General features: G+C 58.9%; 13 protein-coding genes and 1 tRNA gene. 10 read left to right on the forward strand and 4 right to left on the reverse strand.

The genetic code is table 11. The features are described 5' to 3' along the window. The first annotated feature begins 2 nt into the window (after positions 1-2). Positions 3-1136 (forward strand): lyase family protein, encoded by a 1134-nt coding sequence (locus A6745_RS21405; RefSeq protein ID WP_066131736.1) that lies wholly within the window; start codon positions 3-5, stop codon positions 1134-1136. Next, on the forward strand, positions 1133-1990 hold the full coding sequence (locus A6745_RS21410) for a PhzF family phenazine biosynthesis protein (RefSeq protein WP_066131738.1): 858 nt from the start codon (positions 1133-1135) through the stop codon (positions 1988-1990). The genes A6745_RS21405 and A6745_RS21410 overlap by 4 nt, the downstream gene beginning before the upstream one ends. On the opposite strand, the gene A6745_RS21415 is transcribed toward A6745_RS21410, so the two are convergent. The 3 genes from A6745_RS21415 to A6745_RS21425 form a co-directional block, all read right to left on the reverse strand. Next, on the reverse strand, positions 1959-3197 hold the full coding sequence (locus A6745_RS21415; protein ID WP_066131739.1) for an MFS transporter: 1239 nt from the start codon (positions 3195-3197) through the stop codon (positions 1959-1961). The genes A6745_RS21410 and A6745_RS21415 overlap by 32 nt on opposite strands. Positions 3198-3213: 16 nt before the next feature. Further along, the gene (locus A6745_RS21420; RefSeq protein WP_066131742.1) at positions 3214-4062 is read right to left on the reverse strand and encodes a hypothetical protein; all 849 of its coding nucleotides are present in this window, start codon (positions 4060-4062) and stop codon (positions 3214-3216) included. Between the two features lie 256 nt (positions 4063-4318). Continuing rightward, positions 4319-5110 (reverse strand): AraC family transcriptional regulator, encoded by a 792-nt coding sequence (locus tag A6745_RS21425; RefSeq protein ID WP_066131743.1) that lies wholly within the window; start codon positions 5108-5110, stop codon positions 4319-4321. A 289-nt stretch (positions 5111-5399) separates the two neighbouring features. On the opposite strand from A6745_RS21425, the gene A6745_RS21430 reads away from it, so the two are divergent. The 8 genes from A6745_RS21430 to A6745_RS28220 all read left to right on the forward strand — a co-directional run bounded on the left by A6745_RS21430 (position 5400) and on the right by A6745_RS28220 (position 12010). Then, positions 5400-5490, forward strand: a tRNA-Ser gene (locus A6745_RS21430). 183 nt (positions 5491-5673) lie between these two features. Further along, entirely contained in the window at positions 5674-6891 is a 1218-nt protein-coding gene (locus A6745_RS21435) for a tyrosine-type recombinase/integrase (RefSeq protein WP_066131744.1), read from the forward strand. Between the two features lie 48 nt (positions 6892-6939). Then, the gene (locus A6745_RS28790; RefSeq protein ID WP_156513484.1) at positions 6940-7818 is read left to right on the forward strand and encodes a hypothetical protein; all 879 of its coding nucleotides are present in this window, start codon (positions 6940-6942) and stop codon (positions 7816-7818) included. A 106-nt stretch (positions 7819-7924) separates the two neighbouring features. Further along, entirely contained in the window at positions 7925-8182 is a 258-nt protein-coding gene (locus tag A6745_RS21440; RefSeq protein ID WP_066131748.1) for a helix-turn-helix transcriptional regulator, read from the forward strand. 3 nt (positions 8183-8185) lie between these two features. Next, positions 8186-8467: a hypothetical protein gene (locus A6745_RS21445; RefSeq protein WP_066131754.1), complete on the forward strand. Its 282-nt coding sequence runs from the start codon at positions 8186-8188 to the stop codon at positions 8465-8467. Positions 8468-8529: 62 nt separating this feature from the next. Continuing rightward, entirely contained in the window at positions 8530-10140 is a 1611-nt protein-coding gene (locus tag A6745_RS21450) for a DUF3987 domain-containing protein (protein ID WP_082853212.1), read from the forward strand. 282 nt (positions 10141-10422) lie between these two features. Continuing rightward, positions 10423-11514, forward strand: coding sequence for a rolling circle replication-associated protein (locus A6745_RS28215; RefSeq protein ID WP_082853213.1), 1092 nt, complete (start codon positions 10423-10425; stop codon positions 11512-11514). A 91-nt stretch (positions 11515-11605) separates the two neighbouring features. Then, complete coding sequence (locus tag A6745_RS28220; protein ID WP_197488209.1) at positions 11606-12010, forward strand: single-stranded DNA-binding protein; 405 nt, start codon at positions 11606-11608, stop codon at positions 12008-12010. Positions 12011-12474: 464 nt separating this feature from the next. Here A6745_RS28220 and A6745_RS21460 read toward each other — a convergent pair whose 3' ends face one another. After that, entirely contained in the window at positions 12475-12828 is a 354-nt protein-coding gene (locus A6745_RS21460; protein ID WP_066131761.1) for a hypothetical protein, read from the reverse strand. Between the last annotated feature and the right edge of the window lie 115 nt (positions 12829-12943).

Raw genomic sequence — 12943 nt, forward strand, 5'->3', positions numbered from 1 at the left:
CCATGCCGCACAGCGATGGCGAGATGGCCGCCCGCGAGCCCGGCAAGTTCCTGCCCCGAATCTTCCTGGATACGCTCATGGCGCACAAGGCCGCGGCGGCGCAGGCGAACCGCGCCCTGGGCGCCTTGCCCGATGACGTCGCCCATGCGATCGCGCAACAGGCGCAAGCCTTGCGCACGGGCTTTCCGGACGATCCCGGACCGTCGCTCTGGCAGTCGGGCTGCGGGCTCGAGACCAACCGCTGGGCCAATGCGCGTATCGCGCTGGCCTGCCTTCGAGCGGGGGTTCCGGCGACGCCTGAACAGGTCAACCGCAACCAGTCGACCAACGACACCTTTCCCACCGTGCTGCAGCTGTCGCTGCTGCGCGCCTATCTCGCGCAGCTCCATCCGGCCTGCGATCTGTTGCGGGCGCGCCTGCGCGACAGCGCGGCGCGCATGGGAGAACGCCTCGTCATGGGAAGGACCTTCCTGCGCGACGCGAAATGGATGCCGTTGAGCCAGATCGTTGGCGGATGGGCCGACCTGGTCCAGGCGCATCACGAATGGCTGGCGCTGGCCGCGTCCGCGCTGGGGACGATCCCGCTGGGCGGCTATTCCCTGGGCAATGGCGACGGCGTGGATCCGGGCTTCGCGGCGGCCTACGCCGTCAGGTGGAATGCCTCGGAAGACGTTCCGTGCCGCCTCAGCGCCGCGCCCAGCAGCGAGATGGCCGGCATCCGCTGCGTGGCGGCTTTCGGCGGCGCGCTCGGCGCATTGGCCGGCGGCATCGAGAAGATGGCGGGCGACGTGCTGCTGCTGTGTTCGGGGCCCGAGCATGGCTTCGCCGATCTGGGTTTCCAAGAAAGCGCCGCCGATTCCACCACGCTGCTGGGCAAGAGCAACCCCAAGCAGGCCACCACCTTGCTGATGGCGTGCGCCTATGCCAGAACGCAAGGCGGCCTGGCCGTCGACCTTGCGGCGCGCGGGCAGCTTGCCGTATTCACCGGCTTTCCCTTGCTGGCCCATGTGCTGCTCGACGCGGTTCACGTGCTGGCGCAGCAGACGCACGTCTTCGCGGCCGAATTCGTGCCGTCCTTGCATCCGCTGAAGCCAGCAGGCGTTTCCGATCCGACTCCCCAGGAGCCCGTGGCATGAGTGTCGAACCCGACGTCATCATCGTGAACGTCTTCACCGAACAAGAACAAGGCGGCAACCCCTGTCCTGTCGTGCTCGATGCACGCGCCATGACGGCGGCGGACATGCAGGCGCTGGCGCAGCGCCATGGCCACGAGGCCGCCTTCCTGCTGCCCGCTGACGATGGCGCGCCGTACCGGCTGCGGTACTTCGTGCCCGCGCGTGAAGTGGACATGTGCGGGCACGCCACGCTGGGAACCGGCTGGCTGCTGCGCAGGCAAGGCCTGGCACCCGCGCCGCTGCTGACCGTGCAGACCCTTGCGGGGGATGTCTTGATCGACATGCGGGGTACGCAGGTTCGCATCGCGCAGCCCGGCGCCACCGTCCGCCCCGTGGCGGCCGCGGAGGCTGACGAGATACTGCGCGTGCTGGGCATCGGGCCGTCCGGGCTGGCTTCACCGTTCATCTGCAATGCCGCCACCAGCCGCACCAAGACGCTGGTCCAGCTGGCGTCGGCGGATATCCTGCACGGCCTGTCGCCGCGATTCGGCGAGATGCGGGCGCTATGCAACCGGATCGGTTCCACCGGACTGTATCCCTTCGTGCTGTCCGACGAGGCGCCGTTCACGCTGGAGGCGCGGCAGTTTCCCCAGGCCTCCGGCTACCCTGAGGATGCCGCCACCGGTATCGCCGCGACGGCCTTGTTCGGCGCGCTGGGCCACTACGGGATCGCCGTGCCCGCCGCAGAAACCGTGCATGTGCTGCAAGGGCGTGCGATGGGGCGGTTGTCGCGCCTGTGCGTCGCGCAGGACGTGGCCCAGGCCGGGCCGCCCAGGGTCTGGCTCAGCGGGGAGGTGACGGTCCAGATTCCGTAGCGCCTGTCTCCGGCATCCCGCTGTACCGCATGGCGACGGCCAGCAGGCCGGCCAGCGCCAGCCAGCCTGGCGCGGGGTCCGGCAGCGCGTCCAGCAATGCGCCGAAGGCCAAGGGCACGGCCGCGATGATGAGCTGGTTCGCGGCAAGCGCCGAAGCCAATACGCGGCCTATCTGCCGCGGGCCCGCGCAGTCGGACAACCAGACCACCCAGGGGCCGTACCAGCCGAAGCCGAAGACGCCGATGGCGACGGAGCAGGCGAGCATCATGGCGTCGTGGCCGCGTGTCGGCAACGCGATCGCGGTCAACAGCGCGCAGCCCGTCATCAGCGCGCACAAGCGCACCATGCGCCGCCTGCCATCGTGCAGATGGTCGCTGATCGCGGATATCGCAAGCCGTCCCGCTGCGCCGCCCAACTGCAGCGCGAACAAGTGCCATGCGGCCGCGTGCGTGCTCAGGCCGAAGCGGTGGTGCACCAGCAAGGCCCAGAATACGGAGATGACCGTCTGCACGCCAACCATCGCCATGCCGACGATCCCCAACCGGCGCAACGAGGTTTGTCGCGGCAGGGCAGCCGGCGCATGGTGCGCCGTATGGCGCGGGCGGGCGCAGGGGCCCAGCGCGCAGCGAAACAGCGTCAGGTATATCAGGCCGGCCGCCACGAGAATCGATGCCGCGGCAAGCATGGCGGCGTGCCAGCCGGCATGGCCGATCATGAAGGGGAAGAAGGCTGCCGCGCAGGCGCCGCCCATGGGCAACGCCGCCTGGCGTATGCCCATCGCCAGGCCACGTTCCCGTGGCGGAAACCATTGGTAGATCGCCTTGCCGCCGGCGGGCTGGATGGGGCTGTAGCCCAGGCCGGCGATCAGCATGGCAAGGGCCAGCGTGGCGTAATGCGCGGCATCGCCGAGAACCAGCAGCGCCACGCCCATGACCGCCATGCCGAGAAACACCGGCAGCCTTTCGCCGAAGCGGTCCAGCATGGGGCCGACCAGCAGCAATGCCGCCGCGGCGGCGCCATTGAGCAAGGTCGCCAGCAGGCCCAGATCCCGGTTGGAGAACTGCAGCGCCTGCTGGGCATGCGGCGCCCAGGCGCCGATGCCCTGGCTGGCGAGCGCCGCGGCCAGTTGCGTCGCCGTCGCGATCGCCAGGATCCACCAGCGATAACGGTTTGCATCGCTGGCGGGAGGGGGCGCCGGCTGACTCATGGCGGCCGCGGCCGGCTCAGGCGGGCACGTGGGCCCGTTCCACCGTTTCGCCATCGTGGTCCAGTGCGACCAGACGGTCGTACAACTCGTCGTAAGACCGCGCCATGTCGCTCAGCAGGCCGGTGTTGGCCTGGTACATCGTGTTCCAGTCTGGCTCCACCGACATGGCGATGCAATAGTCCTCGAAGCCGCGCACCAGCGATGCGAAGTGCCCGCGTTCGGTGTCCCCCAGGTGGTCATGGATGAAGCGCAGGTCGGCGCTCCAGGCGGTCTCGGGCCGAGTCAGCACGTTGCGCTGCCAACGTGAGAATCGGGCGGCGGCATAGGCGAATTCGCCATGGTTGTACAACTCCTCGGGCAGCGAGATCAGCATGGCGTGCCCCAGGTCATCGCCGCCTTGCCGATAGTCGCGCGAGGCGTTGACGAAGCGCCGGAGCCCGGGCACCGCATAGCGGTCGAGCTTCCACTGATCGGTGTCGGCCAGCCGGGTCGCGAAGTCTTCGTACAGTTTCTGATGGTCCGTCGTGCCGATGCCGACGTCTTCCTGAGACACCTCGGAGACGCGGGTGGCGCAGCGGTAGAGCAGGGCGCGCTGAGAATCTCCGCTCACCGTTTCCGCCGCCGCCATCAGGCGGAATGTCAGCGCACAGAAACTGGCTGCACCTCTGCCCGGCGATCTCCAGTTGCGGAAGAACGTATTGCGCGATGCGGCTGACCAGGGCCGAGCGGTGAATGCGTCGAAGAAGGCTTCGATGCGTTCCACGGCCTGCGACTCGGCTTCGTAGGAGTCGTGGAGCGCCTGGCGAGCGGCGGCATTGTCGACCAGCGCTATCTCGGCGTCGACGATGTGACGGATGCGGTTCATTGCGTTTTCTCCTGGCGAGCCCCGGCAAGGCGCGCGCGCGGGTGCGCGCCGCCGTGGGGCTGGATGGGTAGGGGTGATGTCAATGCAAGCCGGCACGTGGACGCGATATGCGTGTGGCTCGCGGCGTCCGCACGCTGCGGGCACCGGACCGCTCCACGAGACGCCGGCCGTGTGGGCCGGCTCGATCAGCTTAAGCGTGGCCGATCAGTGAGGATTGCGATATTCCGCCAGGACTATCGAATTCGTGCCATTGAGCTCAATGATGCGCCGTCCGCATGGCTTGGGCACGCAGGTGCCGAGGCGATACGCCATAGCGTCGGCGTATGGAATAGGCGAAATGAGCAGCGGAGTTGAAGCCGACCGCCTGCTGGATATCGGAAATGGGCAAGGTCGTGAGCATCAGCAGGCGACGGGCCTCGGTCAATCTCGCCCGCAGGACGTATCGGCCCAAGGACATGCCCTGCGCGAGCTGGAACCAGCGCGCCAGCGTACGGGGACTGGTGTGCGTATGGTCCGCCAGCGCGTCACAGGACAGGTCGTGATCCAGATGGGCATGCACGAACGTCTTGACGGCCTGGATCAACTGATCGGGTTCGCGCGCCCGTGCGGGCGCGGTCGACGCCAGGATGCGTCCGACTTCGGACAGGACGAGGCGATCGAGATTGGCGTGCGAGAGCAGCCCCGCCGAGAGGGGACGATGCCGGACGTTGGCGCGCAACCGCAGCAGGTCCGACAGATAGGTCGACATCATCCAGCGCTGTGCGCCGGCATGCGGCGATCTGCCGTCGGCCCGGTGGGCGGCCAACAGCGAGGGCATGTCCAGGTAGTAGCAAAGGTGCCGCTGGCCCGCGGTGGCCTGCACCTGATGAACGTGCCGGCTCGGCACCCACCATACGCTGCTGCTGTCCAGCAGCCCGGGCCGTCCGTCGTCCTGCGACGAAATCGAGAACAGGCCGTCCAGCGGCATGAACAGCATGTCGTCGGCATGGGCATGCGGCCCATTCGAATAATCGTGACGGTCATTGCAGACGACGTCGAAGTCCACCATGGCGTACTCCTGGGGTACGTAGGGCGTGGGGGGTTGCCTGCGCGTGGGGAATGACTATATGTCGGATTCGTGACAGTGGCGATGCCGATGGTCCGAGGTTTTCCGGGCCGCGGGCTGCATGCGAGGTCTGGCTCGGGTCGTGCCGGCGCGACATCCAGGCAGGCCCGCCAGCAGATCCGCGACGATCCGCTGGAAATAGTGGGCGAAAACCTGCTAGAATCGCGGATTGCCGCTTTTTGCTGCGCGGGTGTTTGTGCCCCCGATAAGCTGAAAGCGGTAGATCAAATTAGGACAGGTGGCCGAGCGGTTGAAGGCGCACGCCTGGAAAGCGTGTATACGTCAAAAGCGTATCGGGGGTTCGAATCCCCCTCTGTCCGCCAAGAATTTTTCCGAGCAAGTCCAGAAAGATCCGAAAACCCCGTAAAAACAAGTATTTACGGGGTTTTTTCTTTCCAGGGTAGTCCAAGAATGTCCACGAGCATCCGACTCTTCTGTTGGTATCGCTGTTGGTATTTCGGTGCTATCTTCGTTGGTATCGACAAAATACCAACAAAAGAGGCGCCATGCCCCTGACCGACCTGGCTGTCCGCAATGCCAAGCCCGGCCCCCGCCTGCAAAAGCTTTCCGACGGGCGGGGCCTGCAATTGCACATCTCCCCAACCGGCTCCAGGCTCTGGCGCTGGGCCTATCGCTTCGACGGCAAGCAGAAACTGATGGCGCTGGGCGTCTATCCGGACATTTCCCTAGCCCAAGCGCGCCAGGCGGCCGATGCCGCCCGCAAGCTGCTGGCCACCGGCATCGACCCGATGGACCAGCGCAAGGCTGACAAACTCAACCGCCAGCAGGCTGTGGACAACACGTTCCAGGAAGTGGCCAAGCGGTGGTGGGCACATTGGTCGCCCTCGCGTAGCGCACGGCATGCGGAATACGTCATCCGGCGCTTGGAGTCGGATGTTTTCCCTGTTTTGGGCGAACGCCCCGTGGATCAAATCCAGGCTCCCGAGCTGGTGAAGATGACCAAGGCCATCGAGGAGCGCGGAGCGCTCGACATTGCCAAGCGTTCTCTGCAAACCTGCGGGCAGGTGTTTCGTTACGCGATTGCACACGGCCACGCGACCCGCAACCCCGCCACGGAAATCCGTCCGGGTGACATCCTCACAGCACGCAAGAAGCAGAACTACGCCCGTCTGGATGCCAAGGAGCTACCCGAGTTGCTGCGGCATATCGAGGTCTACCAAGGCAGCAGTGTTACCCGCTTGGCGATGAAGCTGATGGCGATGACCTTTGTTCGTACCAGCGAACTTATTGGGGCTCGCTGGGAAGAGTTCGATCTGGACAATGCCCGCTGGGACATCCCGGCCGAGCGGATGAAGATGAAATCGCCGCACATCGTTCTGCTTTCGCATCAGGCGGTGCAGTTACTGCGCAATTTGCATACGCTGACGGGGCATCGAGCCTTGCTGTTTCCTGGCGAGCGGAGTCATGAAAAGCCCATGTCGAACAACACAATCCTCAAGGCACTGGAGCGCATGGGGTACAAAGGTCGAATGACTGGCCATGGATTTCGGGGTATTGCTTCGACTGTTTTACATGAGCAGGGGTGGCCACATGAGCATATCGAACTGCAGCTGGCGCATCAGGAACGCGACGATACGAGTGCTGCATACAACCATGCGTTGTATCTCAAGCACCGGGCCAAGATGATGCAATGGTGGTCTGATTACCTTGACCATTGTGTTCAAAATAGTGAAGTGGCAACTCTACATAAGAAGAGTGCTTGACGTCGCCACACCCAGAATCTCGTAAGTAACCATACACGGCGGGTTGCCATGAAAAAAGCAGCAACCATCACCATGAATCGGCTGATCAAAGACCTTGTCGTTTGTCGATTCCAAAAAATACGGGAAATCTTGAACGATGTCGTCAGCATGAAGATCATCATGAAAGAAGATGTTCCTGGAGGACGAGAGATTGCGAGCGTTAGTCTGACTAGGGAAGATAGTACGCATTGGAAGATAGAATCGCCGGCCTTGCTTCCAAGGGAGGACATAGACTGGGAATCGGTCGATATGCCACTCGTGCTAGAAACAATGCGGGATCACGCCTTGAAGTACTGGCTTGAATTTGAGAGCCAGGAGTCTTGGGATGTCTGGGAGGAAACGGTCAGTCAATATCTTGAGGCCGGAGGGGCAGCTTTCGACTTTGAGGACGGAAAGCCTGGTGGCCTCGCTTTAACCGAGCACGGGTATGACGCCCATAAATATGCGCCCTTGTTCTCGTATGCCTATTATCTGCAAGCAAAAAAATTACTGAGCGACAATGATGTCGATGGTGCAAGGTGCAGTGTAGAACGTGGGGTTGGCTGGCTCTTTCGGATGATTCCAAATCCGAAAATGCGCTATTCAGAACGAGCCAAGAACAACGGAAGGAAAAAGCATCAGAAGGCAGATGCCTTGAAAGCAAAGGTCATTGATCTACTCAAGGATACGTCTACCAATGATCTTCACGATAAGAAGGCCGGTATAGAGCGTATCGTTCTGCGGCTCAAATCCGACCATCAAGACTTGATAGAAGCAAGTGGCTTGGACGAATGGAATCTTGAGAGAGTAGTGGCTGACTGGATACGACGTGATCCGGTCAAATTCCAACTCGGCACGCAGGACAGTCCATCCGTAGTCAAGGGGTCAAAAAAGCATCCTCGTACATGAGGAGCGCATGAGTCAAAATTTCTGAATTTGGCAAAAGTTAGGGTCTGGCGAGGCGCCAAAGCTATATTGATTCCACCGGAATTTCCGGGCTTTATGGAATCACTATATGCAAATTGAAATGAAAGGTCAGGTGCTTTTGCACTGCCCCGAGGTTCAGGCCTTGACCGGCCTGTCCCGTTCCTCGTTATACGAGCGTCTCAATCCGCGCTCGCCCTACCACGATAGTAGCTTCCCGCAGCCGGTTCGTGTCGGCCAGTCTTCCGTGCGCTGGATTCCGAGCGAGGTGGAGTCGTGGGTTTTGTCGCGCCCCCGTGCTCTCGGGAAACGTAAAAGCGGCGCCAAGCTCGGCCAGGCCAAGGAGTAGAGCATGGACGATACTCCCCACGTCTCGAACAATGACGAAGCTCCCGAAGATCGCGACGAACTCGAAGTGCGTGTCGCGCAAGCCGAACGCGACGTGCAATTGTTCAACGAGCGCTACATGCTGATGCAGAAGGCCATCAAGGCGCATGTGTTCAAGAACAAAGACGAAGCGCACGCCGATCTGCAAAAGCGCGGGTTCATCGGCGACCTGGAGCGTTTCAAGTCCCTCTGGATCGCCCGTCAATACCGCGACAAGCGTAATGCAAAAAAACAAGACGGTTCGTAGGAGCCTACTGACAAGCAGAAATTCCAGACGCCCTACGGGGCGTCATTTTTTAGGTACACAACATGATGAATGAAGAAAGACCCAAGGGCGGAATCCCCAGATACAACAAAAAATTCCGCAACAACCCGAACGACGGTTTGGCGCCCAAACCGAATTGCCTGGGCCTGCCCAACGAATTGCTCGAACAGTCGGGCAACACTCTAGCAAGCCGCTTTCCACCGAAAACACGCGAGCTGATCGAAGAACTCGCAGCAGAAGCGGAAACCAGCGCGGACATGGTGGCGGCGGCGGTGCTGGCGACCAGCGCCATTCCCATTCAACTGCTCTATGACGTGCAGTGCCCTCACATCGGTCGGAAGCCTACGTCGCTGTTTTGCTTTGCGATACTCGGCTCCGGGCTGCGCAAGAGCACAACCCTCAATAGCCTGACCAAAGTCCATAAAGAATTTCAAAATAGCCAAGTCGCCAAGGCGCAAGAAGACGACGATAGCGATGTGCGGATCATCGTCTGGGAAAAAAAGATGGGCGATCTGCGCAGGGACATCCGGAAGAACGCCCATGACGAGGAGGCCCTTCGCGGGTTGAAAGAGCGGATGGTCGCCCTGAAAGCCGAAAAACCCAAAACGCGGAAATCCGGCGCGGGCATCATGCAGAAGGACATCACTTGGTCGGCCATGGTGAAAAGCCTTGGCGAAGACGCGGAATGCACGTCCTGGGTACACGCTGACGCCTCGGCGTTTCTACCTAGCTTGACGCATATTGCCCCCGGCCTGAACGAGCTGTGGGATGGCGTAACCCTTAATCGCAAGCGCACGACCACGGAACCTGTCTATGCCAGCGAGCCGCGCGGCTCGTTGTTCTGGGCGCTGCAAGAAGGACGCTTTCAGACTTTCGTAAAAAAACATGGCGCCGACATCGTGGATGTTGGCTTGGCCGCGCGTACCCTGATCGTCATCTGCCGCGAAGATGACAAACCGGGTAACGAAGAACCCCGTCGTTACGAAATCGCGCGCACGGCGCGGGATCGACACGACAGCATCCTGCGGCGCCTTTTTGTCCGCTACGAGGAGATGCTGGAGGCGGGCGCGATCACCCGCGAGGTGCTGGTGTTATCCGAGAAAGCAACTGAACAGTGGCATGCGGCCATGACGTGGATCAAGGCCGAAAGCCACGGCAAGGGTGCATTCCACAACATACGCCCTTTCGGCAACCGCTACATGGAGAACGTCGCGCGCGTCGCCGCGGTTCTGCACGTCATCGAAGGCAACACAGGGCATGAAATATCGGCGGATGTCCTGCAATACGCGATCCTGATCGTCATGCACTTCGGCGTCGAGCACGAAAAACTGTTCGGCTACGTTGAAAAACCACTACATGAGCAAGATGCGCAAAATGTTCTCCTCGGTCTTCAAACGCTCGTTATTCGCAGTCAGCACAACCAAAAATACGTCGGGGGATACCAAACGGCTTTCAACATCAGCGATGTGAAGCGTAATGCACACGGCGGTCTCACATTGCGGTACAGCGAAAAGCGCATACGCATGGCACTCGACCACTTGGCCGATCAAGGGAAGATTGCCTGGTGGCCGGTAGATCAGCGGCAATACTTCCAGGTGTCCCCCCTGCTGTTGAACGAGTGGACAAGCCCGTCTGGGCTGTTTGTCTACGCCTGACCCTCATCCACCCTGCTATTTTGCTACGGATAGCAGAATAGCAGCGTCCCGCCCCCGATCAGGTGCATTCTGGTCGGGGGCTTTTTTCTTCCATGTGCGCGGCGCCATGTATGTATATGAGGGAAAGAAATGAAAAGCCAATATTTACACGATGTCGTGGATCTCGATCAAAGCAGACCGCTGGGGTTTGTCGTATTGGTGAATTGTGCTTCTTCTTAACATATAAGAATAAAAGAACACTTCATTTCTTCCTCACTCCTACAACACACATGGAGAGAGGCCATGAACGAAGACTACCTGGAAATCGAATCCGACATCTATCATGAGATAGACCGATTTAACAATATCGAATCGACATACCGTACCAACAAGAGGCAGGACATCATCCATGCCGAATACGGCCAGATCAGCACCTTTGCCATCATCGAGCGATTCGTCAAGGAATGCATCAAGGCGAAGACACTGCCCTTTGATCTAGAAGTGTACGAACACAAAGGGCAACGTCGAAAGCGGTTGCATCGCTCTACGCTGGTGTATTTCTATCCGATGCTTAACGGAATGCTGCAAGCCTATGACGAACGGTTTATCTACAGCCCTTACGTCGGTGCGTTCTTCACCATCTGCAAGCAACTGGAGATGTTGTCTGACTTCCGTTGGCTATCGGACATCTACAAGAAACCCATGCCTGGCGACATGAACTACCTGAACCAGTTCAACAAACTGGCATGGTCGATCAAGAAGCATTGCGAAGGCAAGGAATTCCAGGAAAAGCTCAAGGCGCAAGCAAGACGTGTCAAGGATAGGAAGGACGCGGTACTGGAATGGGAGCACAAGCTGTTCAAGTGGCACTCCAGGCATCTCCTCGTCCACCTTACGTTGAAATACAAGGAAGAATACAGAGAGGAACTTACGCCTGAAATCATGCAGGCTCTATGGGCGCGCCTGCTCAGAAACAAACGCATGAACAAGATGCTCAAGGGCATCAAGCATTATGTCTGGCGCATTGAGGCTGGTAACGATAAAGGCGGCATTCACATGCACGTGGTCATTGCCTACAACGGACGATCTCACGAAGACCAGAATATCGCCAAATACATCTGTACCTACTTCAATGAGAAGCTCACCAATGGCAAGGGCGATGCTCGCGCGGATAATTTCTTCAAGAAAAGCATTGCCCGTAGGGGATTTGGCGACGGCACCGGCCAGATCAACTGCTACGACATGGATAAGCGCAAGGGATTGCGTACTGCATTGCAGTATCTGGACAAGGCAGGCCAGGTATTGCAGTGTAAAGCGCATGAGCGGGTGAGAACATTCGGCATGAGCCAAATTCCTGAGCCATCTAACTTGGGAAGGCCTCGAAAGGATTTGTGATCCGTATATATCTTATGCATACATGCGACCGTCGTTGCCTTGGCTATGTACAAGCAATGGCGGTATTTTCACGAACCATACAGGCATCACCATGAACTATGAATCCATCAATCACATTCACGTCGTCGGCGAATTAGACCGAGATCCTGAAGTACGTCGGCAGCAGAACGGCCAGTTTGTCACGACCGTCATGGTCAAAACCACAGACCATTACATCAAGACCAAGACGAAAGAGAAGGTCGAGGAGCATACCGTGCATCGAGCAGTCCTCTTCTATGATAATGCGGATACTGCCAGAAAACTAAAAGCGGGTGATGTCGTAGACATTGAGGGCACACTGAAGAAAAGGTCATATCAGGACAGGAATACCGGCGAGACCAAATTCTCCACGCAAATATCTGCCTCGTCGTTGAAAGTTATGTCGGGTACTCGCGGGAATTCGAAAACGGTGGATGATCCCTTTGCAAGCGCGGCGGAATTTGAAATTCCGTGGTAGGAATATATGGCTGCACGGACGGTTCTCACCGCCAATGCTTATTTAAGCGCACTGCAACGGTATTCAGTAAAACCCGCCTGATGTATGTCTCCATATCGCGATGGCAATGATAACGAGGATTAGGGTGAAAACCCACTTGGGTTTGATGAAAAGAAGAACGAGGAGTCCTACGATCAGGATGGAAAACAGCATGGGATATCCGTGTGTCGTAAAGCGCCTATTCCCATGCTTGTCAGGACATGTTGTGTTTCATCGGAAGAAGAATGACCGCAACATGTCTTTCAGTAGAGGGCGGCACATTGTGTCGATTTTGAAACTGGTTGCACCACACTTCTTGCAATAGTCAGGATTGGGGTTTAGAAGGACATCACCATTAGGAATCGTGGTTGACCATCTGCATGATTTGCACGTGTATTTTTTATAGCCGAAGGCCATTATCATGGCATTTCCCTTGAGATCTGTTCTCAGCTTTGAGTTTTCTTCTTATATGTCACGGCCAACGTACGCATGACACGATTCTTTCCGATCTCATAGTCGGGGCTCCACGTAATGAGACGGTGTATTCCTATTGCAGCTCCCGCAGCCAGACCAAAGAAGACGGTCGGCCCCAAAAGTCCCGTGGCCAATACAGAAGAGCGATATTGCGTGTAGGTCCGGCATCTCAAGCCTGCTCTCTCGATACGGCCTTCCACCTTGGTGACGACCTTACCCATGTCGGTAACGGCAACAACCTCGAAGTCCTTTTTATTGAGGATGAGTTCGTCGAGACGATCGTCGGTCAATTCGTCTGCTGTGTATTTCACGATATCGGTCGGCATAAAAATCCTTAGGTATTTTTCTTAACCTTGTTAGTGATGCGAAATCCCAATTTTTCCCTTATCAGATGAAGCTCCTCTTGTTGCGGTTCATTGCCTCTTGGCTGTATCGCTGGGT

Origin of the sequence: Bordetella ansorpii (assembly GCF_900078705.1) — a bacterium.
Classification (GTDB): domain Bacteria; phylum Pseudomonadota; class Gammaproteobacteria; order Burkholderiales; family Burkholderiaceae_B; genus Bordetella; species Bordetella ansorpii_A.

Excerpts from the sequence above, each read along its gene's own strand:
- A6745_RS28790 (WP_156513484.1), top strand. The coding sequence starts at position 6,940 with ATGAAAAAAGCAGCAACCATCACCATGAATCGGCTGATCAAAGACCTT.
- A6745_RS28215 (WP_082853213.1), top strand. The coding sequence starts at position 10,423 with ATGAACGAAGACTACCTGGAAATCGAATCCGACATCTATCATGAGATA.
- A6745_RS21450 (WP_082853212.1), top strand. The coding sequence starts at position 8,530 with ATGATGAATGAAGAAAGACCCAAGGGCGGAATCCCCAGATACAACAAA.
- A6745_RS21425 (WP_066131743.1), bottom strand. The coding sequence starts at position 5,110 with ATGGTGGACTTCGACGTCGTCTGCAATGACCGTCACGATTATTCGAAT.
- A6745_RS21440 (WP_066131748.1), top strand. The coding sequence starts at position 7,925 with ATGCAAATTGAAATGAAAGGTCAGGTGCTTTTGCACTGCCCCGAGGTT.
- A6745_RS28220 (WP_197488209.1), top strand. The coding sequence starts at position 11,606 with ATGAACTATGAATCCATCAATCACATTCACGTCGTCGGCGAATTAGAC.
- A6745_RS21460 (WP_066131761.1), bottom strand. The coding sequence starts at position 12,828 with ATGCCGACCGATATCGTGAAATACACAGCAGACGAATTGACCGACGAT.
- A6745_RS21435 (WP_066131744.1), top strand. The coding sequence starts at position 5,674 with ATGCCCCTGACCGACCTGGCTGTCCGCAATGCCAAGCCCGGCCCCCGC.
- A6745_RS21410 (WP_066131738.1), top strand. The coding sequence starts at position 1,133 with ATGAGTGTCGAACCCGACGTCATCATCGTGAACGTCTTCACCGAACAA.
- A6745_RS21405 (WP_066131736.1), top strand. The coding sequence starts at position 3 with ATGCCGCACAGCGATGGCGAGATGGCCGCCCGCGAGCCCGGCAAGTTC.
- A6745_RS21445 (WP_066131754.1), top strand. The coding sequence starts at position 8,186 with ATGGACGATACTCCCCACGTCTCGAACAATGACGAAGCTCCCGAAGAT.
- A6745_RS21415 (WP_066131739.1), bottom strand. The coding sequence starts at position 3,197 with ATGAGTCAGCCGGCGCCCCCTCCCGCCAGCGATGCAAACCGTTATCGC.
- A6745_RS21420 (WP_066131742.1), bottom strand. The coding sequence starts at position 4,062 with ATGAACCGCATCCGTCACATCGTCGACGCCGAGATAGCGCTGGTCGAC.